This window comes from Kutzneria chonburiensis (assembly GCF_028622115.1).
Classification (GTDB): Bacteria; Actinomycetota; Actinomycetes; order Mycobacteriales; family Pseudonocardiaceae; genus Kutzneria; species Kutzneria chonburiensis.
On record NZ_CP097263.1, the window covers coordinates 3,830,865 to 3,851,904 of the forward strand.

At 69.0% G+C, this 21,040-nt stretch carries 21 protein-coding genes; 16 read left to right on the top strand and 5 right to left on the bottom strand.

Going from position 1 to position 21,040, the window contains the following annotated elements:
• Positions 1-95 precede the first annotated feature (95 nt).
• The 5 genes from M3Q35_RS17090 (at position 96) to M3Q35_RS17110 (ending at position 3,700) form a co-directional block, all read left to right on the top strand.
• Positions 96-347 (top strand): hypothetical protein, encoded by a 252-nt coding sequence (locus M3Q35_RS17090; protein ID WP_273942819.1) that lies wholly within the window; start codon positions 96-98, stop codon positions 345-347.
• Positions 348-463: 116 nt separating this feature from the next.
• A complete protein-coding gene (locus M3Q35_RS17095) occupies positions 464-1,402 on the top strand; it encodes a hypothetical protein (protein ID WP_273942820.1) in 939 nt (312 codons plus the stop codon).
• Complete coding sequence (locus M3Q35_RS17100) at positions 1,396-1,881, top strand: nucleotidyltransferase domain-containing protein (RefSeq protein WP_273942821.1); 486 nt, start codon at positions 1,396-1,398, stop codon at positions 1,879-1,881. The genes M3Q35_RS17095 and M3Q35_RS17100 overlap by 7 nt, the downstream gene beginning before the upstream one ends.
• A 51-nt stretch (positions 1,882-1,932) precedes the next feature.
• Positions 1,933-2,850 (top strand): hypothetical protein, encoded by a 918-nt coding sequence (locus M3Q35_RS17105; RefSeq protein ID WP_273942822.1) that lies wholly within the window; start codon positions 1,933-1,935, stop codon positions 2,848-2,850.
• 199 nt (positions 2,851-3,049) lie between these two features.
• Positions 3,050-3,700, top strand: a complete 651-nt coding sequence (locus M3Q35_RS17110; protein ID WP_273942823.1) for a G1 family glutamic endopeptidase — start codon at positions 3,050-3,052, stop codon at positions 3,698-3,700.
• A 65-nt stretch (positions 3,701-3,765) separates the two neighbouring features.
• Here M3Q35_RS17110 and M3Q35_RS17115 read toward each other — a convergent pair whose 3' ends face one another.
• The gene (locus M3Q35_RS17115; protein ID WP_420704705.1) at positions 3,766-4,920 is read right to left on the bottom strand and encodes an IS30 family transposase; all 1,155 of its coding nucleotides are present in this window, start codon (positions 4,918-4,920) and stop codon (positions 3,766-3,768) included.
• Between the two features lie 259 nt (positions 4,921-5,179).
• Here M3Q35_RS17115 and M3Q35_RS17120 point away from each other — a divergent pair, with 259 nt between their 5' ends.
• A complete protein-coding gene (locus M3Q35_RS17120; RefSeq protein ID WP_273942825.1) occupies positions 5,180-7,009 on the top strand; it encodes an FUSC family protein in 1,830 nt (609 codons plus the stop codon).
• 73 nt (positions 7,010-7,082) lie between these two features.
• Entirely contained in the window at positions 7,083-7,439 is a 357-nt protein-coding gene (locus M3Q35_RS48905; RefSeq protein WP_273942826.1) for a ClpX C4-type zinc finger protein, read from the top strand.
• Here M3Q35_RS48905 and M3Q35_RS17130 read toward each other — a convergent pair.
• Entirely contained in the window at positions 7,419-7,793 is a 375-nt protein-coding gene (locus tag M3Q35_RS17130) for a hypothetical protein (protein WP_273942827.1), read from the bottom strand. The genes M3Q35_RS48905 and M3Q35_RS17130 overlap by 21 nt on opposite strands.
• A 138-nt stretch (positions 7,794-7,931) precedes the next feature.
• Between M3Q35_RS17130 and M3Q35_RS17135 the strand changes: the two genes are divergently transcribed.
• The 4 genes from M3Q35_RS17135 (at position 7,932) to M3Q35_RS17150 (ending at position 12,246) form a co-directional block, all read left to right on the top strand.
• Positions 7,932-8,693 (top strand): alpha/beta fold hydrolase, encoded by a 762-nt coding sequence (locus M3Q35_RS17135; protein ID WP_273942828.1) that lies wholly within the window; start codon positions 7,932-7,934, stop codon positions 8,691-8,693.
• Between the two features lie 88 nt (positions 8,694-8,781).
• Positions 8,782-10,659: a gamma-glutamyltransferase gene (ggt, locus tag M3Q35_RS17140; protein WP_446685288.1), complete on the top strand. Its 1,878-nt coding sequence runs from the start codon at positions 8,782-8,784 to the stop codon at positions 10,657-10,659.
• A 48-nt stretch (positions 10,660-10,707) separates the two neighbouring features.
• On the top strand, positions 10,708-12,003 hold the full coding sequence (thrS, locus tag M3Q35_RS17145) for a threonine--tRNA ligase (RefSeq protein WP_273944371.1): 1,296 nt from the start codon (positions 10,708-10,710) through the stop codon (positions 12,001-12,003).
• Between the two features lie 9 nt (positions 12,004-12,012).
• Complete coding sequence (locus M3Q35_RS17150; RefSeq protein WP_273942829.1) at positions 12,013-12,246, top strand: hypothetical protein; 234 nt, start codon at positions 12,013-12,015, stop codon at positions 12,244-12,246.
• On the opposite strand, the gene M3Q35_RS17155 is transcribed toward M3Q35_RS17150, so the two are convergent.
• Positions 12,233-13,249 carry a YeiH family protein gene (locus M3Q35_RS17155; protein ID WP_273942830.1) on the bottom strand — a complete coding sequence of 339 codons (1,017 nt, stop codon included), beginning with the start codon at positions 13,247-13,249 and terminating at the stop codon, positions 12,233-12,235. The two genes, M3Q35_RS17150 and M3Q35_RS17155, sit on opposite strands and share 14 nt — an antisense overlap.
• 72 nt (positions 13,250-13,321) lie before the next feature.
• On the opposite strand from M3Q35_RS17155, the gene M3Q35_RS17160 reads away from it, so the two are divergent.
• A complete protein-coding gene (locus M3Q35_RS17160) occupies positions 13,322-14,077 on the top strand; it encodes a GntR family transcriptional regulator (protein WP_273942831.1) in 756 nt (251 codons plus the stop codon).
• A gap of 220 nt (positions 14,078-14,297) precedes the next feature.
• Positions 14,298-15,530 (top strand): HNH endonuclease signature motif containing protein, encoded by a 1,233-nt coding sequence (locus tag M3Q35_RS17165; RefSeq protein WP_273942832.1) that lies wholly within the window; start codon positions 14,298-14,300, stop codon positions 15,528-15,530.
• Between the two features lie 376 nt (positions 15,531-15,906).
• Here the strand turns inward: M3Q35_RS17165 and M3Q35_RS17170 are convergent, their stop codons facing one another.
• Complete coding sequence (locus tag M3Q35_RS17170) at positions 15,907-16,245, bottom strand: hypothetical protein (protein ID WP_273942833.1); 339 nt, start codon at positions 16,243-16,245, stop codon at positions 15,907-15,909.
• Positions 16,242-18,551, bottom strand: a complete 2,310-nt coding sequence (locus M3Q35_RS17175; protein ID WP_273942834.1) for an excinuclease ABC subunit UvrA — start codon at positions 18,549-18,551, stop codon at positions 16,242-16,244. Before M3Q35_RS17175 ends, M3Q35_RS17170 begins: the two co-directional genes overlap by 4 nt.
• Here M3Q35_RS17175 and M3Q35_RS17180 point away from each other — a divergent pair.
• From M3Q35_RS17180 to M3Q35_RS17190, 3 genes are read left to right on the top strand one after another with little or no spacing between them, the layout of a single operon-like run.
• On the top strand, positions 18,516-19,304 hold the full coding sequence (locus tag M3Q35_RS17180) for a MerR family transcriptional regulator (protein WP_273942835.1): 789 nt from the start codon (positions 18,516-18,518) through the stop codon (positions 19,302-19,304). The genes M3Q35_RS17175 and M3Q35_RS17180 overlap by 36 nt on opposite strands.
• Positions 19,305-19,343: 39 nt before the next feature.
• Complete coding sequence (locus M3Q35_RS17185) at positions 19,344-19,814, top strand: Lrp/AsnC family transcriptional regulator (RefSeq protein ID WP_273942836.1); 471 nt, start codon at positions 19,344-19,346, stop codon at positions 19,812-19,814.
• A gap of 12 nt (positions 19,815-19,826) precedes the next feature.
• Entirely contained in the window at positions 19,827-21,017 is a 1,191-nt protein-coding gene (locus tag M3Q35_RS17190) for a cytochrome P450 family protein (protein ID WP_273942837.1), read from the top strand.
• Positions 21,018-21,040 lie beyond the last annotated feature (23 nt).

Below are 21,040 nucleotides of genomic sequence, written 5' to 3' on the forward strand. Positions count from 1 at the left end.
CCCCGTTTCCATCCAACCAGATCAACCTGAATCCCCGCCCCGGTGAGCCTCCCTCAAGATCGCCCCCACCCGGCCGGCCCCTTTCAGGGAGTAGAATGGAAGTCGGGGGCTGCTCCGATCGCTTGATCAACAACGATGGCTTCCCCGCACCGCCGGCCGAACAGGCCTCGGCGCACTGGGCGGTGTTTCAGACGGCGTCGTGGTCGCCGATATCCGTCCTCGTGGCCGCGTCGGCTGCCCGCGCCGCGCACAGCCAACCGGCAATCGCGCGGCGCGGGCGCCAGAAGCAACCACCGCAGCTATTGGTCTTCGCGCTGGAACTTTGTGGGGACAGGCATGCGCGCTGAAATCCCTTGCACCCCAGGCCGCCTGCTTGGTGGGATACAGAACGGCGGGAGGGGACAGCTTGGCGGTGTTCGGGTGTGCGGGCTGCGGTGCGGTCCTGACGGCGGCGGTGTCGAAGGTGGCGTTGCCGATTCATCTGGCCTATACCCACTGGGAAACGCTGCACCCGCCACTGCTGGAGACAGGGTCCTACGCGGTCGACCCCGAGCCGGGCGGGCCGCCGTGGCGGCAATGCGACGAGGTCGAGGCAGCGGAGCGGGGATGGTTCATCACGTTCGGCGAGCTGCCCGACGGACCGTCGGGCATGGTCCTGCTCGCGCCCGGTGACGTGCGCGGCACCAAGCTGATCATCGAGCGGGCCGCGGGCTACTGCCTGGGGATCGACGGGCGGGACGGCCCGAACGTGGCCTGCCGGGGCTGCGATCGGCCGGTCGGAACGAGGATCGACGACTGCGGATACTGGCAGGTTGTGCGGCTCGGCCCGGACGCAGTGGTGCGGCTGCCGAGCCCGCCGGAGCGGCCGGTCATGGACTGGCCGGAGCTGCTGGCCACCGGCGCGCTGTGGCACCGGCTGAGCGAATTCCGGGACATCCCGGCGGGCGTGGCGCTCGCCCAAGTGGTGGTGGCGGCCGGGGGCGCGCCGGTCGAGGTGGCGCCGGGGCCGGTCGTTGAGCTCCTCGGACGGGCGCTTGCTGCGCTGCTGCCCGCCGGGGGTGGAGCGAAGCGGCTGGACCTGGCGGGACCGGGGCTCGGCGAGCCGGGCGCCGACCTGGTCCTGGTGCCGATACATCCGCAGACGGGAGACATGTGGCAGCCGAGCGCCGGGGCGGTGCCGGTGCCGATGGACGCGGCGCTCTGGGCGGAACTCGCCTTCCCGCCACCCCGAACCCGGCTGCCGATGGTCGGCGGACTGCCGGCCGGCGTGGAGCGGGACGATCCGCTGCCGCGGCGACCGTCGCACCCGTTCCAACCGTCCAGGGAAGCGTTCCGATACACGCTCGCACGCATGCCGGCGGTCAGGGAACCGTGGCTGAAAGCGATCTTCGACCGGTGCTGACGGCGACGGACGTGCACGAGATTCTCGGGCTGCTGCGGGGATTCGACGTGTGGATCGCGGGCGGATGGGGCATCGACGCGCTGCTCGGCGAGCAGACGCGAGAGCACCGAGACCTGGATCTGCTGCACCGTCGGGAGCAAGAGACAGCGGTCGTGGCGGCGCTGACCGAGGCCGGGTTCGGAGAGACGGTGGACTGGCGGCCGGTGCGGTTCGTGATGGCGGACGACCACAAAGAAATCGACCTGCACCCACTGGTCTTCGACAAGGACGGGTCGGCGGTGCAGGAGTCACTGGAGCCCGGCAAACCGTTCCGGTACCCGGCGGAATGCTTCGTGACGGGCACGATCGGCGGCGCAAGGGTGCCCTGTCTGTCGGCGGAACAGCAGGTGTACTTCCATCAAGGGTACGAACCGACGGAACGGGACCGGCAGGACATGGCGAGGCTGCGCAAGGCGTTCGGGATCGCGACGCACTTCTGACCCGACGGTCGGCCCTGGTCGGCGGTCGGACGGGGGATCTACGGTCGGCGGATGGACCACCAGCTGGCCGCCGCGCTGGAGTCGGGGTCGTTCGCGCACGGACTGCGAACGGCGATCAGGATGCGCGGCCTGACATTGGAGCAGGTGCAGCACGAACTGGCCGACCGCGGCGTGGTGGTCAGCTCGGTGACGCTGTCGTACTGGAGCCGAGGCCGCAGCCAGCCGGAGCGGGCGGAGTCGATCAAAGCGGTGAAGCTGCTCGAAGGCATCCTTGACACACCAACGGGATCGCTGACGGCGCTGCTGGCCCCACCACGGCCGAGGGGTCCACGACGAGCGCACGTGGCGGTGAGCATCGACCGCCAACGCCTGTGGGACGAAGCGCACCGCCTCGACCGGGTGATGGCCCAACTGGGATCCCAAGACGAAGAACGACTGTGCCTGCTGTCGGTGCACGACCGGTTCCAACTGGACGAGCGCCGCCGGCCGACCCGGCTGACGATCACGGAAGTCCTGCGCGCGCAACGGGATCGGGTCGACCGGGCGCTGGTGATCTTCCAGGGGCGGGAGCTGGGGCGCACGCCGAAGCTCACGGTGGTGCGTGGCGGCTGGCCGGGTCGGGTGCGTACGGACGAAGGCGCGGGCTTCCTGGTCGCGGAGGTGATGCTGGACCGCGTGATCGACAGCGGCGAGACAGCCGTGATCGAATGCGCGCTCAACTACGGCAGCCACGCCGAGCCGATGACCGACTACGACCGCCGGCTGCCCTACGCGGCCCGAGGTTATCTGCTGGAGATTGAATTCCACCAGACGGCGATGCCGGTACGCTGTCACGCGACGACCAGACCGACCATCGAACACGTCCGGCGTGACGTCCACGAGCTCTCGCTGGGCGGCGCACCCCACGCCCACCTGGCGTTGTTCGACGTCGCCCCGGGCATCCACGGCCTGCGCTGGGAATGGGAATAACAGTTTCAAACAGAGTTCCGCAGGCCCCGAAACACAGTTTCCCGCAATGCGGGAGGCTCGCTTGTCCCGATTCGATTCACCGCTTTACCGTCCGTGTCCCCTGCATTTCTCCTCGGACGGAGAGTTCCCTGCCATGCGCGTAACGCTCACAGCGTTAGTTATCGGCGCGTCCCTGCTCGCGCCGACCCAGGCCGCACCCATGGGCGCGGCCGCCGGCCACCTCGACGGCGCCGCTGCCACCCGCACCAACGACCACTGGAGCGGCTACTCGGCCCACTCCGGCGACTACACCACGGTCTCGGCCAGCTGGACCGAGCCGACGGTCGACTGCCGCACCGGCGGCGAGGTGGTGTTCTGGGTCGGCCTCGACGGCGACGGCAATGGCAACGTGGAGCAGACCGGCACACATGTGCTGTGCCGCAACGGGAAGGCCATCCACACCGGCTGGTGGGAGACCTACCCCTGCTACAACATCATCGACTACGGCCACGTCGTCCAGCCGGGCGACAAGATCAGCGCGACGGTCACCGACAACGGCAACGGCACCTACCGGCTCTACCTGCGCGACGCCACCCAGGGCTGGACCGAGCAGCCGAACAAGCGTGCCTGCTCGGGCGCGGGCGACGTGTCGGCGGAGGTGATCACCGAGACGCCGATCTACCCCAACGGCCCCTCGCCGCTGGCCAACTTCGGCACGGTGACGTACACCAGCGTCAGCATCAACGGCCGGCCGCTGAGCAACGCCAACCCGCAGGCGATCACCATGGCCCGACACGGCCGCACCATCGACACCACCTCGTCGATCACCACCGGCACCCAGTTCAGCAACACCTGGCTGGCGACCAACTGATGCCAGGAAGGGCCCCTTACTGACGTTGAACGGGCGGATTCCAGGGGTCGTTGCAACACTGGTGATCAACTGGTGTTGGCCAGGAGCATAGTCAGACGCTCGGCTGGGGTGTCCCAGCCGAGCGTTTTGCGTGGTCGGCCGTTGAGTTGGGCGGCGACCGCGGCCAGGTCGGCGGGGGTGTGGACGGACAGGTCGGTGCCTTTGGGGAAGTACTGGCGTAGCAGGCCGTTGGTGTTCTCGTTGGAGCCGCGTTGCCAGGGAGAGTGCGGGTCGCAGAAGTAGACCTGGATGCCGGTGGCCGCGCTGAACTCGTGGTGGCGGGCCATCTCCACGCCCTGGTCCCAGGTCAGCGACCGTGTGAGGTGGGCGGGTAGGGCGGTGATGGTGGTGATCAGGCCGTCGCGGACGGTCTCGGCGTCGTGGCGGCCGGGTAGGTGGACCAGCATCACGTAGCGGGTGCTGCGTTCGACCAGGGTGCCGATCGCGGAGGCGTTGCCCAGGCCCATGATCAGGTCGCCTTCCCAGTTCCCGGGGTAGGCGCGGTCTTCCACCTCGGCCGGGCGGTCGCTGATCATGACCATCGGTTCGGTGAACCGGGGGCGGCGTTGGTCGGGCCGGCGTCGGGGTGTGCGGGCGGTGCGTCCGGTGCGCAGGGCGCCGGTCAGCTCGCGGCGCAGCGCGCCGCGTGTTTGGACGTAGAGGGCCTGGTAGATGGTCTCGTGGGTCACGTGCAGCTCCGGCCGGTCGGGGTGGTCACGGCGTAGCCGACAGGCGATCTGCTCGGGGCTGTGCCGATCGTCGAGCATGCCCTGCACCAGATCGCGCAGTTCGGGGCGGGCGGCGATCTTGCCGGTTTTCGGGCGTGGTCGGCGGGCCTCGGCCCGGGCCTGGGCGGCGTGGGGCCGGTAGTCGCCGCTGGCGGGGTGGCGGTTGCGGGCCAGTTCCCGGCTGATCGTGGACGGGGTGCGTCCCAGTGCGGTCGCGATGGCCCGTACGCCGGTCCCGGCCCGGTGCAGGTCGGCGATCGCGATCCGTTCCTCGACGGACAGGAACCGGGACGAGATCGCCGGCCGCGCGGCCGGCAGACACGCGGGCGGGGCGGACGACTGGCTGGTCGTCCGCCCCGGGCTGGGTGCTCGTCCGTGCCGCCACCGGTGGCCGGTGCGGCGGTTGATCCCCACGATCCGACATGCTTCGGTCGTGCCCACGCCCTGCTTCACAAGATCAAGATAGTGCTGGCGTTCAGCGTGGAGTTTCTTACGGCCCTGTGGTGAGCGGTCTTTGCGGATCTCGAACACGGCAACCCCTGAACGGGTCAGGTGTTGCAACCACCACTAGAACCCAAGACGCCAGTATCGGTCCCTTGATCTTGCCGGCGGTGTCAGGAAGGGGTCCTTCCTGACGTTCAACGAGAGGATTCGTCCCTTGATCTTGGGCGGGGCGGCGGGTCGCCGTCCCGTCCAAGATAGATTTCCCGGCGTGAAGGCACTGGCGCAGGGCGCGGGCATGCTCGTGGTGATCATCGTGGTGGTGGGCAGCGCGGCCGGTGTCGGCGCGGCGCTGGGCCTGGGCAACGTGACGATCCTCGCGGGACTGACGGCGCTGTTCTGTTTCATCGCGGCCAACGGCGGCCCGCTGCGAGCGGACCTCAAGCTGCTGGCGGCGTTCGCCCCGGCGGTGATCATCGGCGGCGCGCTGCCGAGGCTGCTGGGCGAGCTGTCGCACATCGCGGCGATCGTGGCGCTGGTGATCATCGTGTTCATCGCGGCGCTGCTACCGGTGTTCGGCACGCGCTTCGTGACGGTCGGCCTCGGCCTGGGCATGGCCTCGGTCTTCGGTTACGGCTATCAGCTCACGGGCAGCGAAAGCCTGTGGCAGATCGTGGCCGCGCCGGCGATCGCGGTCGGTGTGGTGATCATCCTCCGTACGCTGATGGGTGCCCGCGACCCGGACAAGCCGACCCGCGTGGCGCTGGCGGGTGCCCTGCAAGGCGTCAGCGGCGCGCAGGAACGCGCGGCCCGAGTGTGGCTGGCCGACCGTCCCCGCGTATGGCAGTCCCGCGTTCTCGGTGCGGGGGTACGGTTCTCCGCGACCATCACCGTCCTCAAAGGACGCCAGCAGGCGCTGCCACAAGAGCAGGCCGAGGCGCTGGCCGAGGTGATCGAAGCAGCCCGAGCACAGATGGCGGTCCTGGCCGAGGCGGTCAAGGCGAAGTCCACTCCGGACGATCTGCCGCCGGTGGAACGCCTGTCTCCCAAGGTGAAGCTTCCCGGCGCAACCGAACACATGATGGAGGGCCTGTGGCGGCTGATCGACACGGTCCACGAGGCTGTGATCAACCGCGACCGGTCGACCTCGACCTTTCCCCGCTACTTCATCGAACAGGCCCTACGCCGCGAACTCGCCGGCACGTTCTCCTGGCGCAGCGCCCAGCTGCGGCACGCAATCCGCTGCGCCCTCGGCATGGCGATCGCGCTGACGATCGCCGCGTTCCGGCCGGGTGACCCGCTGACCGTCTCGTTCCTGATGACCACGTTCGCGATCATGCAGCCGGAGTGGCGGGACACGCTGGCCAAGGCGTGGCAACGGGTCGGCGGCGCGCTGGCCGGCGCGGCGGTGCTGGCGCTGGTGCTGTGGCTGCTGCCGCAGTCGGCGCTGATGCCGGTCGCCCTGGTGGCGCTGCTGGTCGGCTTCCCGTTCATGCAGACGCAGCCGATGCTGTTCAACGGCTGCATGGTGTTCCTCAGCGTCGGCCTGAACGCGTCCAGCCGGCACCTCGACCCGGTGAGCACGCTGATCGAATACGTGCTGCTGATGGCCGGCGCGGCAACGATCGGCCTGCTCTTCGGCTTCCTCGCGGTGCCGGGCGTGGCGCGCCCGCCGCTGAGCGCCCGGTTTGCCGACGCCACCGCCGAACTCCAGCGCCTGCTGGGCATGGTGTCGAGCCTGCTGCGTGGTGACGAGATCCTCGGCCGCACGGTCGGCGTCCGTTTTCGTGACGCCGCAAGGGCACACCAGAACCTGATCGCCCCGGAGCCCGGCAGCAAGGCCCCTTCGGCCGATCAGCAGGAAGCCCTGGACGAAGCCGGCGAGGGCCTACGCGGGCTCGCCGCCTCGTCACTGGCGCTGTTCCGGTTGGGCAACACCGCCCCGGCGCTGGCCGACTTCACCGCCGAGGCGGCGCGGGCGCTCACCGACGGCGAGCCGCCGGAGCCGCCGGCCGGCCTTGACGACGAGCAGCAGCTGATCGCCGACGTCGTCGTGGCCGACCTGCTCCGGATCCAGCACGCCCGCCCGCAGCTGGGCTGAGAAATGTGTCAGGCCACTCCTGACAGGCCGTGCTAGCGTGTCAGGCACAACCTGACATGGGAGGGGTCATCGCATGCTGAGCTGTTCCTTCTGCACCAAAACCCAGGACGAGGTCGAGAAGCTGGTCGCCGGCCCGGGCGTCTACATATGCGACAAGTGCGTCGACCTGTGCGCCAAGATCATCGCCCACGAGAAGTCGCCGGGCCGGGTGCCGGAATGGGCCGAGATGTCCGACGAGCAGATGCTCGACAAGCTGCCCCGCATCGCCGGCACCATGGCCCAGGTCGAAGCCGGCCTCGACGACTGGGTCGGCGAGCTGCGGCGACGCGGCGTGACCTGGGTTCGCATCGGCGAGAAGCTGAGCATGACCAGGCAGTCGGCCTGGGAACGGTTCAAGCCGACCACCGAGTCAGCCGAGGATGGGGCCTAGGATCCCGCCGCCGTCGTCGGTCGTCGTCGTGGTGGGCGGCGTGGTCGTGGTCGGCCGCGGCGGCTTCGACGGCTTGGTGGTCTTCGTCGGCCGACTGGTCGTCGTCGGCGTGGTCGTGGTGATGGTTGTCGTGGTCGTCGTCGCCGAGGTGGTGGACGACGTCGTCCGCGACGGCCGGCTGGTGGTGTGGGTCACCGGCACCGGGAACACCGGATCGGTGCTGGTCGTGCTGGTCCGCGCGGGCGCCTGCTGCCCCTGGAAGTCGGCGGTCATCGGCTGCGGCATCTTCACGAACGCCATGCCCAGCACCACACCGGCGATCGCGGACACCACAAGCGCGGTGCTCGCGCTCATCACGCGGTCGAACGGGGTACTCGCAGCCCGGTCCACTCTCGGCGCCCTCTCGGTAAGTCGTCGTCAGCACTGGGTACGCACCCGACCACGCAGTGGTTCAGCCCGATCGGGAACCGGTTCCAGGGATACCCTGGTCGAATGGGGCGGCTGATGGTTGACGGCGGGGAAATCCATTACGAGATCGCGGGTGCGGGCCGACCGGTGGTGCTGCTGCACACCGGCATCCAGGACGCCCGGATGTGGAACCGCGAGTTCGAGTTGCTAACGGATACCCACACGGTCATCCGTTACGACGCTCGCAACCACGGTCGGTCCAGCACGGCCACCAAGCCGTACGCCCATCACGACGACCTGCGGCTGCTGCTGGACGGCCTGGGCATCGAGCGGGCCAGCCTGGTCGGCATGTCGCTTGGCGCGCGGACGTCCATCGACTTCACGCTGACCTGGCCGGACCGCGTGGAGCAGCTGCTGCTGGTCTCCCCCGGGGCCAGCGGCATGACACACCGTGACCCGTTCGTCCTCGACCAATTCGAACGGCTCAAGACCGCGACGGACCTCGAGGGCGTGGTCACGCCGATCATGCGGATGTGGGTGGACGGCCCACACCGCACCCCGGAGCAGGTGGACCCGGCGGTCCGGGTGCCCTGCCTCGAGATGATGACCAACACCGTCTCCCGGCACGCCCCGTCCTTCGCGATCCCGCCGATCGAGGTCGGCGCGATCGACCGGCTGGCCGAGCTGGCCGCGCCGACCACCGTGGTGCTGGGCGACCTCGACTCCACCGACATCGTTGACGTGGCGGAACGCATCGGCGAGCCGGTCGTCGTCGAGGGCGCCGGACACGTCGTCAACCTGGAACAGCCCGAGCGGTTCGCGGAAATCCTGCTCAAATCCGTCTGAAGTAGACGGTAACCATTACCCTTCACCGGTTTGTCGCAGCGTGACCAGCCGACAAACCTGGCCAGCACGGCGCGGGAACGAGTAGAACATGGGGATCTATTCCGTAACGGAAGGGATCGCCATGCGACTACGCCGCAGCGTCAGCTCGGTTCTGTCGGTAGGGCTCATGGCCGGCCTCACCCTCGTGGCCGGCGCGACGCCCGGCTCGGCGCGGCCCGCCCCGGCCAAGCACCCCGTGGCGCAGGGCTTCTTCGGCGCGGTCGTCTCGGACACGCCGGAGTCCACCCAGGCCGGCATCGACGTGCTGCGCCGGGGCGGCACCGCCGCCGACGCCGCGGTCGCGGTGGCCGCGACGCTGGGCGTCACCGATCCGTACGTCGCCGGCATCGGTGGCGGCGGATTCCTGGTGTACTACGACGCCCGCACCCATCAGGTGTCCACAATAGACGGACGCGAGACCACGCCGGCGGCCGACACCGAGACCATGTTCGTCGACCCGAGCACCGGCAAGCCCTACGCCTTCCCGACCGGCGTGACCAGCGGCCTTTCGGTCGGCGTGCCGGGCAACCTGGCCACCTGGCAGCGGGCGCTGCAGCGCTGGGGCCGGTTCAGCCTGGCCGACAACCTGCGCCCGGCCGAGGAAGTGGCCGACCGCGGCTTTGTCGTCGACGACACGTTCCGCGAGCTGACCAGGGAAAACGCTGCCCGGTTCGCCCAGTTCTCGTCCTCGGCGGCGCAGTACCTGCCGGACGGGCAGCTGCCCGTCGTCGGCTCAACCATGCGCAACAAGGACCTGGCCGACACGTACCGGGAGATCGGCCGCAAGGGCATCGGGGCGCTGTACGGCGGTTCGGTCGGGCGTGACCTGGTCAACGCCGTGCAGAACCTGCCGCTGGCGGCGGGCTCGACGCTCAAGCCCATCCCCGGCCCGATGCAGCTGTCCGACCTGACGGCGTACAAGGCGCTGGACACGGCCCCGACGCACGTGAACTACCGCGGCTACGACGTGTACGGCATGGCCCCGTCGTCCAGCGGCGGCATCACGGTCGGCGAATCGCTGAACATTCTGCAGAACTTCGACCTCAAGAACATGGACCCGGTCCAGGCGCTGCACCACTACCTGGAGGCCACGCGGCTGGCCTTCGCCGACCGCGGCCGCTACATCGGCGACTCGCGCTACGTGAACGTGCCGCAGCAGCAGTTGCTGTCGCCGCAGTTCGCGGCCAGCCGGGCCTGCCTCATCGACCCGACCAAGGCCGGCGTCAGCCCGGTCGCGCCGGGCAACCCGGCCTCGCCGACCCCGTGCGCCACCGGCACCGCAGCGTCGGCCGGCGACGACGAGAACCACACCAACCACTTCGTGGTCTCCGACGCGTACGGCAACGTGGCGTCGTACACCAACACCATCGAGGAGCTGGGCGGCAGCGCGATCGTCGTGCCGGGGCGGGGTTTCCTGCTCAACAACGAGCTGACCGACTTCAACTTCGCGCCGACGCAGGGCACCGCGCCCGACCCCAACCTGCCGGCGCCGGGCAAGCGGCCGCGCTCCAGCATGTCGCCGACGATCGTGTTGCAGCACGGCAAGCCGTTCCTGGCGGTCGGCTCGCCCGGCGGCTCCACGATCATCACCACCGTGCTCCAGATCCTGCTCAACCGGATCGACTTCGGCATGAACCTGGAGGACGCCATCGCCGCGCCGCGGGCCACGCAGCGCAACACGGCGACGTCCACGGCGGAACCGGCGTTCATCGCCCTGCCGACCACGGCGGGATTGCAGGCGCTCGGCCAGAAGTTCGCGATCAACGACACGTCGCCGCTCGATCCGACGATCAAGATCGCGCCGACCATCGGCGTGGCCTCCGGCCTCGAGTTCAGGCCGGACGGCCGGGTCATCGCGGCCGGCGAGCCGTCACGCCGTGGCGGAAGTGCCGCCGCAGTGGTGTTTCCGACGTGCTACTGTGATTGACATGCAGCGCGCCAACGTCACGACGACGCCGGACCCAGTCCCGGCGCGCTGAATCACGTTTTCCAGCAGAAGCCCCGGGCAGGTGCCCGGGGCTTCTGCTTTGCGGTCACCTGCCTTCACGCGAAGGAGACCGCTGTGCACGACCACCGCAAGCTCGGCCGCGAACTCGGCCTGTTCGACACCGATCCGTTGATGGGCGCGGGATTGCCGTACTGGCTGCCCGCCGGGGCAGCGATCCGCCACGTGTTGGAGGAGTACGTGCGCGACCTGGAACGCCGCGCCGGCTACCAGCACGTCTATTCGCCCGTGCTGGGCAAACGGGCGTTGTTCGAGCAGTCCGGGCACTGGTCGCACTACAGCCACGACATGTTCCCGCCGATGGACGTGGGCGGCGAGCAGATGGTGTTGCGCCCCAGCCTGTGCCCGCACCACGCGTTGATCTACCGCTCACGGGCGCACAGTTACCGTGAACTTCCCTTGCGCCTGGCAGAAATCGGCGGCATGTACCGGGCCGAGCTGTCCGGTGTGCTGGGCGGGCTGTCGCGGGTGCGGTCCATCCAGCTCAACGACGCGCACGTGTTCTGCACCCCGGATCAAGTCCTGGGTGAGGCGCGGGCGGCGTTGGAGCTCGTCCAGCGAGCGCACCATGATCTCGGCATCAAGCCCGTGCGCTACCGGCTGTCGCTGCGGGGCGACGGCGGCAAGTACGTGGACAATCCCGAGCTGTGGCAACGTTCCGAGGGGTTGCTGCGGGAAGTTCTGTCCGATGTGGACCACGAGGAGGCGCCGGGCGAGGCCGCCTTCTACGGTCCGAAGATCGACATCCAGATAGCCGACAGCGCGGAGCGGGAGTCCAGCATTTCCACCGTACAGGTGGATTTCCACCAGCCGGCACAGTTCGACCTCAGCTACATCGGGGCCGATTCGGCCCGGCACCGGCCGGTCATGGTGCACCGCAGCCTGATCGGCAGCATGGAACGGGCCGTGGCACACCTGATCGAGGTGCACGGCGGCGCGTTCCCGGCGTGGTTCGCGCCGGTGCAGATCGTGGTGCTGCCGGTGTCCGACGAGGAGTGGCCGGCGGCTTCTGCTGTGGCGCAGCGATGTATGGATCTTGGGTTGCGGGCGGAAGTCGTTGGGGTAGCACAAGGTTCGCTCGGCGCGCGGATCCGTGAGTCGAGGTTGGTGCCGTACCAGGCGGTGATCGGGGCGAAGGAAGTGGCCAACGAGGAGGTGGCGTTGCGGTTGCGCGACGGTCGCCGGCTGGACCCGATGTCCGTACAGGAGGCGTTGGGGCGGATCGGTTCTCTGGTCGGGGCACGGTCGTTGGCCTTGTGGGACTAGGCTTCGAGCATGATCCGTCGTTGGAATCCGCCGTCGGTCGCGGCCCCGTCCGGGCAGTACAGCCACGTGGCGACCGTGCCGGCCGGGCACGAGCTGGTGTTCGTGTCCGGTCAGCTCGGTCTGCGTCCGGACGGCACGTTGGCCGGCCCGGACGGGGACTTCCCGGCGCATTCGCTGATGGTGGTGACGCCCGAGTTCGCCGTGGAGATCGAGGTGGTGGCGGCGGTTCCTATAGGCCGGTGAGGGCCTGGATGCCGAGGCTGCTGGCGGCCACGGCGATCCACAGCAGGCCGCCCAGCAGCAGCGGCCGTGCGCCGGCCTTGCGCATGTCGGCGAACCGCAGCGACAGGCCGATGCCGGCCAGCGCGGTCGTGATCAGGAACGCGCCGAGCGCGGACAACGCCGGGTGCCAGGAGTCGGGGATCAGACCGGCGGTGTCGGTGGCCGCCGCAAGCACGAAGCCGATCAGGAACGCCGGCACGATGCGGTGCCACGGCAGGTGCACCTCGTCGTTGCGGCGGGCCTTGAGGAAGGCCAGCGTGATGACGATCGGGATGATCATCAGGCTGCGGGTCAGCTTCACCACGATCGCGTACGGGCCGGCGTCGCCGCCGTAGGCGTAGGCCGCCGCGACGACCGACGAGGTGTCGTTGACGGCGGTGCCGGCCCAGAGGCCGAAGGCGTGCGGGCTCAGGCCGAGCAGGTGGCCGATCGGCGGGAACAGCAGCACCGCCGCGATGTTGAAGGTGAAGATCGTGCCGATCGCGTAGGCCGTCTCGGTGCTCTTCGGCTTGATCACCGCCGTGGTCGCGGCGATGGCCGACGCGCCGCAGATGCCGGTGCCCACGCCGATCAGGGTCTTGGTGTCCGAGCCGACCTTGAGCCACTTGCCCAGCAGCCAGGCGCCGCCGAGCGCGACCGCCAGCGTGCCGAGCATGACCGGCAGCGAGGACACGCCGACGTGCACGACCTGTTGCAGCGAGAGACCGGTGCCCAGGACGACGATCGACAGCTGGAGCACGGTCTTGGAGGCGAAGGTGTAGCCCGGCGTGAGGCGGGTGGCGCGGAGCGGCTTGAGGGTGGTGGCCGCGAGGACGCCAAGGACGATCGCGAAGACCGGGCCGCCGACGACCGGGACCAACAGGCCAAGGCCGGTGGCCACGGCCGCGACGAGGAGGGTCACGGCCAGGCCGGGCAGCCGGGTCGCGATGTGCGTCTGCGGTGCCGCGACGGCGGTGCGGGCCATGACCACCTCCTAATGTCCGTACATTTACGCTACGAGATGTTCGGACATTAGGCAACCGGTAGCGTTGCCCTCGTGGCGGGGCGCACATTGGACCGGGCCGGATCGACACCGCTGTGGCAGCAGCTCCAGACGGCGTTGCTGGAGAGGTTGTCGGCCGGGGAGTTCGCTTCGGCGTTCCCGGGGGAGATGGCGCTCGTCGAGGAGTACGACGTCAGCCGGTCGACCGTGCGGCAGGCGTTGCGGCAGCTCAGGGCCGATGGCGTGATCGTCGCGGAGCGGGGACGGCAGCCCCGGGTGGCGGCGGTGCCGGAGATCCATCAGCCGCTGGGGGCGCTGTATTCGCTCTTCGCGTCGGTCGAGGCGGCGGGGTTGTCGCAGGACTCCGTGGTGCGGGTGTTGGACGTGCGGGCTGATGGCGTGGTGGCGGAGCGACTGGGGTTGGAGGGGTCGACGCCGCTGGTGTATTTGGAGCGGTTGAGGCTGGCCGGGGGTGAGCCGTTGGCGATCGACCGGGTGTGGTTGCCGGCTTCGGTCGCGTCTCCGCTGCTGGAGGCGGATTTCAGCCACACGAGTTTGTATGGGGAGCTCGCGGCGCGCACGGGGGTTCGGCTGGACGCGGGGCATGAGGACGTGCATGCGGTGATCCCGACGCCGGCCGAGTTGAAGCAGCTTCACTGCCCTGGTGGGACCGCCCTGTTTGCGATCAACCGGCTGGGGTCGTCGCAGGGGCGGGCGGTGGAGTGGCGGCAGACGCGGGTGCGGGGGGATCGGTTTGCGTTGACGGCGGAGTTCACGGCGCAGTTTGGGTATCGGTTCATGCAGCGGTGACGGCGGGGTTGCACGGTTGGCGCGGTTTGGGTGGGGGTTGGTGCGGTTTGGTGCGGGGGTTTAATTCGGTGTGGTCGCGTGGATTTGGTGTGGAGCCTCTGCGCGATGGCCCAAGGGCTAAAAGCGGGCAGGACGAGCCTGCCCTTGGCCTGTCAATTGTACGCCATCGCGCCCCTCCACACAAAATCCACGCGACTGGTCGGAGTTGCCGTGTTGTGGTGTGGCGGGAGGAAAGAAAAGCCTTTCTGTCCGGCGGGATTCACCCGTTAGGGATTCGCGTTCGATCTTGTGTTCGAGTATTCTCAGAAGTATGGAACTCACCCGCGACATCGAGAGCATGGAACCCACCGGGGCCATGTTCGATCTGGTGGTGGGCGTGGATCCCGCGAGCCTGACCCAAGAACAGTTGGTCAATTTCGTGGGGGCGGCCCGGAAGGTGCGGGCCGTGTGTGAATGGGCCGAACATGAGGCCCTCAACCACATCGACGACCTCACCGAATTGGCGATGGCCACGAAGGTGTCAGAGCCGGCCCTGGCCCGGTCCCAGGAGATCGCCGCCGCTCTGGAGACTCACCCCGCGCTGGCCGAGCGGTTCCGCCGGGGAGAGATCGACCTGGCCCGGTTCGCCGCAGCCTGGGAACGCACCCGCCACCTCACCGACCCGGCCCAGGTCGCCGAGGTCGACCAGGCCCTGGCCGAGCAGGCCGCCGGCATGACCCGGACGCAGGTGTGCCGCAAGGCCACCGCGCTGGTCGCCAAAGCCGACCCCGACGGCCACGAGCAACGCTGCCACAAAGCCAAAAACGACCGGCAAGTCGGGATCTCCGCCTTGCCCGACGGCATGGCCAAGCTCGTGTGGATCCTCCCCGCGACCGAGGCTCACCAGCTGTTCCAGCAGATCTGCGCGGATGCGAAGTCGCTGCCGAAGGATGAGCGCACCACCGACCAGAAACGCTCGGACGTGCTCTGGGATCGCTTGCGGGGCAAGCACACCAACTGGAACGTCCGCACCTTCGTGACCATCTCGATGGAGACCTTGCTTGGTCTCACGAATGACCCCGGCCTGCTCGCCGGCTACGGGCCGATCACGGCCGAAGCGGCCCGGGAACTGGCCATGCACGGCCCCTTCCGAGGCCTCCTCCTCGACGAGTACCAGCAGATCAGCGCCATCAGCACCGACACCTACCGACCCACCACCCTGATGAAAGAGACGTCCGTTGCTCGGGCCGGCGGGACCTGCACCGCCCCCGGCTGCACCCTGCCCATCCAGGAACACGACCACATCACCCCCTGGCCCACAGGCCGCACCCAAGCCACCAACCTCCAAGGGCTCTGCACCTGGCACCACCACCGCAAACACGACAACTACACAGTGACCCAGGATTCAGACGGCACCACTCACTGGATCACCCCGGCCGGCCGCCACCACACCACCCGCCCCATGCGGCACTAACCGGGAAACGGGCACCGGGAAAAGGGTGCACAGTGGGAACTAAAACCCAGCCACCACCATTCCTTCACACACCGATCGCCAACTCCCCGAATTGGGTCGATTTTGTGTGGAGGGGCGCGATGGCGTACAATTGACAGGCCAAGGGCAGGCTCGTCCTGCCCGCTTTTAGCCCTTGGGCCATCGCGCAGAGGCTCCACACCAAATCGACCCATAAACCGAAGTCCCCCGGGAAACTACACGGCACGCGCACCAAACCCAACCCCCACAAAGGGCGGGTGGGTGGGCCACCAAACCCAACCCACAAACCCAACCCACAAACCCACCCCACCACCCACCAACACTCACACCCACAAACAACCCTCAACCGCCCCAGACCTCACCTCAACCGCCGAGCCGTCTGATGCGCCGTAGCCAATTCCCTTCGAGCCTGCGCCCGCATAGAATCTGGCAGCTCCTCCACCCCATGAAACAGCACCACAAAGTGCTGCATGCACATCATCAACAACGCCACCGGCTCCGCCTTCTCCCCCAGCGGCCCCGCACTCCCCGCCACCGCCTCCCGCAGCACGTCAAGCTCCCTCTCCAACCCCCGCACCACCTCCCCCAGCGGATATCCCCCACTCCCCCGCACCGGATGACCATCCAGCAACACCGCCACCCGCCGCGCCGCCCCCGCAATCGCCCCAGCCGCGCCCACCACCAACTCCCCGCTCATCGAACGGTCGCCCCCAACGCCTCCCGCAACGCATCCCCCGTGTGCGACCCCTCAATCCCCACCAGTTCCCCCGGCGGCCCGGAGAACAGCACCCGCCCACCAGCGCTCCCACCCTCCGGCCCCAGGTCGATCACCCAATCCGCGCGGGCAATCACCTCCAGGTTGTGCTCGATCACGATCACACTCGCGCCCCGCTCGGACACCAACCGCTCCAACACCTCCACCAACCGCTCCACATCGGACATGTGCAGCCCACTGGTCGGCTCATCCAGCACATACACCGCCCCATCCCGATGCAGATGCGACGCCAACTTGATCCGCTGGCACTCACCCCCGGACAAACTCGGCAAAGCCTGCCCGAGCCGCAAATACTCCAGCCCAACATCCACCAACCCACGCAACACCGACACCACCGAGGCCACCGAGGCCACCGAGGCCACCGAGGCCACCGACGCCACCGGCCTAACACCACCAAAGAACGCCACCGCCTCGGCCACCGTCAGGTCCAGCACATCGCCGATCGACAGCCCACCGAGCCGGTACGCCAACACCTCCGCGTTGTACCGCCGCCCCTCGCACGCCCCGCACACGCTGCTGATCCCGGCCAGGAAGCCGAGGTCGGTCACGATCACCCCGGCCCCCTCGCACTCCCGGCACGCCCCGGCCGAGTTGGCGCTGAACAGCCCCGCACCAACCCCGTTGGCCTTGGCGAACGCCTTGCGGATGGGGTCCATGGCCTCGGTGTAGGTCGCGACACTGGACCGCCGGTTGGCCGTCGGCGCGGACTGGTCGACGACGATCGCGTCGGGGTATCGCGCACTGTAAGACCCATACAGCAGTGAGCTCTTACCGGACCCGGCGACACCTGTGACCGCGGTCAGCACCCCGGTCGGGATCTCGACGCTGACGTCCCGCAGGTTGTTCAGCGTCACGCCGGTCAGCGGCATCCACCCGGTCGGGCGCCGCACCTGAGCCTTCAGCGACGGCCGTTCCTTCCAACACCGACCGGTGACGGTCCCTGAATCCGCCAGCGCCGCAACGGTTCCTTCGAAAACCACCTCGCCACCGGCCCCACCGGCCCCGGGACCGACGTCGATCACGTGGTCGGCGAAGCCGATCACGTCCCGGTCGTGTTCCACCACCAGCACGGTGTTTCCGTTGTCCCGCAACGTGGTCAGCAGCGAAGTCAGCCGGCCGACGTCCCGCGCGTGCAGCCCGATGCTCGGCTCGTCGAAGACGTACAGCAGGTCGGACAGCGTGCTGGCCAACTGCCGGACGATCTTGATCCGCTGCGATTCGCCGCCGGACAACGTGTCGGTGGCCCGGTCCAGCGACACATACCCGAGACCGATCTCCACCAGGTGCCCGACCCGCCGCCGGAGCCCGTCCAGCACCGGGGCGACGGCCGGCAAATTGAAGCCGGCCAACACGTCCAGCAGCGCCGAAGCCTCCAAAGAGGACAGTTCGGCGATGTTGTGACCATCGATCCGGGACTCCAACGCGGCCGGCGAGAGTCGGCTGCCGCCACAGTCCCCGCACACCGCCGAGGTCGTGAACCGCTCCACCATCTGCCGGGTGCGCTCCGAGGTCTCGCCGCTGTCCTTGCGCACGTACAGCCGCCGGAACTTGACCACTGCCCCCTCGTAGCCGGCGTTGATCTTCTGGCCGAGGTTCTCCACCTCGACGGTGCCACCCTCCCCGTACAGCAGGTCCTCCAGCTCCGCGGCCGAGAACGAGCCGACCGGGCGGTCCACGTCGAAGCGGTTGGCGAAGATCTGCCAGTGCCAGGTGCCGACCTTGAACGACGGCGCCAGCAGCGCGCCCTCGGCCAGCGACAACGCCGGATCGAGGAACACCGCCAGGTCGACGTCGGTGACCACGCCGAGCCCCTCGCACGTGGCGCACATGCCCGACGGCATGTTGAACGAGAACGCATCCGCCGGCCCGATGTACGGGTCGCCGGCGCGGGAGAACAGCAGCCGCAGCAGCGGGGCGATGTCGGTGATGGTGCCGACGGTCGACCGCGATCCGCCGCCGAGCCGTCGCTGGTCGACCAGGACCACGGCCGGCAGGTGCTCGATGAGGTCGACGTCCGGCCGCGCCCGATGGGGCAGGAAACTGCGGACGAAGGCGGGCAGGGTCTCGTGCAGCTGCCGCTGGGCCTCCGCCGCGATGGTGTCGAACACGAGCGACGACTTGCCGGAGCCGGACACGCCGGTCACCACGGTGATCGTCCGCTTGGGTATGTCCACGTCCACGCCGGTCAGGTTGTGCTCGCGGGCGCCCAGTACCCGAACGAATTCCATGGCTTCAAGCGTATCGTTGAACCGCCCAGTGCAGACTTTTCCAGTACGACCGGGGGAAACGTGGTAAAAACCCTCAATCGGCCGGTTGACCTGGCCCGACTCGTCGGGATATCACCGCAGCAGGTCCGCAACTACCTCGACGCGGGCGTCCTGCCGCCGGCCACGCGGTCCGACACCGGCTACCGCCAGCTCGACGACCGGCACCGGAAGGCACTGCTGGCCTACCGGGCGCTGGCCGCCGGCCACGGGTGGAACGCCGCCGGGGACATCATGCGCGCCATCCACGCCGACGACGTGCACCAAGCGCTGGCGCTGGTCGACGCCGGTCACGCCGAGCTGCACCGGCAGCGGGAAGCGCTGCGGCTGACCGCCGACGCGCTGGAAACGGTTGTGGACAGCGAACCTCCGCAGCGGGCGGCCATGCGGATCGGCGAGCTCGCGGCCCACCTCGGCGTCCGCACCTCCGCGCTTCGGGTCTGGGAGGACGCCGAACTGCTGACGCCGCAACGGGATCCGGCCACCGGCTATCGCACGTACGGGCCGCGGGAGATCAGGGACGCGCGGATCATCCTGATGCTGCGTCACGGCATGCACGGCTTGCCACAGATCCGGCCGATCCTGGACGATCTGCGCCGCAGCGGCAGCCGCGACGCCTTGGCGGTGGCGATCGCCCAGCGGCACGCCGACCTGGGCCGTCAGGCCGAGGCCATGCTGGCCGCCGCTGCCCTGCTGCACGCCTACCTGGGCAGATAACGGTCCAGGCGTTAGCCGGCCGGATGTTTCAATGTCGCGGTGGATCGAATCGACCGGCAGATCCTTTCGGAGCTGCAACGCGACGGCAGGCTCAGCAACGCCGAGCTGGCCGAACGAGTGGGCCTCACGCCGTCGCCGTGCCTGCGCCGGGTGAACCGACTCGAGCAGGACGGTGTGATCCGCGGCTACCGGGCCCGGCTGGACCCGGCGGCGGTCGGCCGCGGCTTCCAGGCGTTCGTCAGCGTGGTGATGGCCAAGGAGGACCGGCCGACGGTGGCGGAGTTCGAGCAGCGGATCGCCGAGCTGCCCGAGGTGGTGGAGGCGATGCGGCTGTTCGGCGATCCGGACTACCTGCTGCGGATCGCGGTCGCCGACATCGCGGCGTACGAGCGGCTGCACACCGACACGCTGTCGCTGCTACCGGGCGTTGCCCGCCTTACTTCGCACCTGACCATGAAACAGGTGAAAGAGGATGCAGGATTGCCGGTCGAAACGGCCATTACGCCCTGACCCGCTGGCACCATGGACAAGGTGAAGCTCGACAAGGCATGGATCCAGGACCCGTGGCCGCTCTACGCCGAGATGCGCCGCCAGGGGCCGCTGCGCCGCGTGACCATGCCCGACGGCGTGCCCGGCTGGCTGGTGACCGACCACGCGCAGGCCCGGGCGCTGCTCGACGACCGCAGGCTGAGCAAGAACGTCGTACGGGCGCGGCCGCTGTTCCCGCCGAACGCGGCTGCCGGCTACGGCACGCGGCTGTCCGAGCACATGCTCAACGACGACCCGCCCAACCACACCCGGCTGCGCAAGCTGGTCACGAAGGCGTTCACCAGCCGGGCGGTGAGCCGGTTGCGGCCGCGGATCGAGCAGATCGTCGACGAGCTGCTGGACGGCATCGACGGCGAGACCGACTTCATCGAGTCCTTCGCCTTCCCGCTGCCCATCGCGGTGATCAGCGAGCTGCTCGGCGTGCCACCTGAGGATCACTCACGGATCCGGGCCTGGAGCAAGATCTTCGTGTCCGGAGTGACGGGTACACCGTTGGCCGAGGCGGCCCGTGACCAGGATCGGCTGCTGCGGGACCTGATCCGGGCCAAGCGGGCGGTGCCGACCGAGGACCTGCTCAGCGATCTCGTGCACGTGTCGGACGAGGGCGACCAGCTGTCCGAGGACGAGCTGGTGTCGATGGCCTTCCTGCTGCTGTTCGCCGGCCACGAGACGACCGTGCACCTGCTCGGCAACGCCGTGTACCAGCTGCTGACCAACCCCAAGCAGCAGGAGCTGCTGCGCGGCGATCCCGGTCTGCTGCCCGGCGCGGTCGAGGAGTTCCTGCGCATCGGCAGCCCGATCCACATCGCCACGCTGCGGTTCACCACCGAGGCCGTGTCCGTCGACGACGTGGAGATCCCGGCCGGCGAGTTCGTGATGATCTCGCTGCTGGCCGCCAACGCCGACGAGGCCCGGTTCGACGACCCGCACGAGCTGGACCTGACCCGGCCGGCCGGCGGGCATCTGGCCTTCGGGCACGGCATCCACTACTGCCTCGGCGCGCCGCTGGCCCGGCTGGAGGGCGAGATCGCCATCGGCCGGCTGCTGGCCCGGTTCCCGTCGCTGCGGCTGGCCGTCGACCCGGCCGAGCTGCACTGGCGGACCAGCACGCTGGTGCACGGGCTGCGGCAGCTGCCGATAATTGCCTCGACAGATGCGGTGTGATGGAGGCACGCACACCCGCTGAG

Bases quoted from the DNA above. Each gene is read 5' to 3' on its own strand.
- M3Q35_RS17090 (WP_273942819.1), top strand. From the start codon at position 96: ATGGAAGTCGGGGGCTGCTCCGATCGCTTGATCAACAACGATGGCTTC.
- M3Q35_RS17105 (WP_273942822.1), top strand. From the start codon at position 1,933: ATGGACCACCAGCTGGCCGCCGCGCTGGAGTCGGGGTCGTTCGCGCAC.
- M3Q35_RS17110 (WP_273942823.1), top strand. From the start codon at position 3,050: ATGGGCGCGGCCGCCGGCCACCTCGACGGCGCCGCTGCCACCCGCACC.
- M3Q35_RS48905 (WP_273942826.1), top strand. From the start codon at position 7,083: ATGCTGAGCTGTTCCTTCTGCACCAAAACCCAGGACGAGGTCGAGAAG.
- M3Q35_RS17130 (WP_273942827.1), bottom strand. From the start codon at position 7,793: ATGAGCGCGAGCACCGCGCTTGTGGTGTCCGCGATCGCCGGTGTGGTG.
- M3Q35_RS17135 (WP_273942828.1), top strand. From the start codon at position 7,932: ATGGGGCGGCTGATGGTTGACGGCGGGGAAATCCATTACGAGATCGCG.
- ggt (WP_446685288.1), top strand. From the start codon at position 8,782: ATGGGGATCTATTCCGTAACGGAAGGGATCGCCATGCGACTACGCCGC.
- M3Q35_RS17150 (WP_273942829.1), top strand. From the start codon at position 12,013: ATGATCCGTCGTTGGAATCCGCCGTCGGTCGCGGCCCCGTCCGGGCAG.
- M3Q35_RS17155 (WP_273942830.1), bottom strand. From the start codon at position 13,249: ATGGCCCGCACCGCCGTCGCGGCACCGCAGACGCACATCGCGACCCGG.
- M3Q35_RS17170 (WP_273942833.1), bottom strand. From the start codon at position 16,245: ATGAGCGGGGAGTTGGTGGTGGGCGCGGCTGGGGCGATTGCGGGGGCG.
- M3Q35_RS17175 (WP_273942834.1), bottom strand. From the start codon at position 18,551: ATGGAATTCGTTCGGGTACTGGGCGCCCGCGAGCACAACCTGACCGGC.
- M3Q35_RS17190 (WP_273942837.1), top strand. From the start codon at position 19,827: ATGGACAAGGTGAAGCTCGACAAGGCATGGATCCAGGACCCGTGGCCG.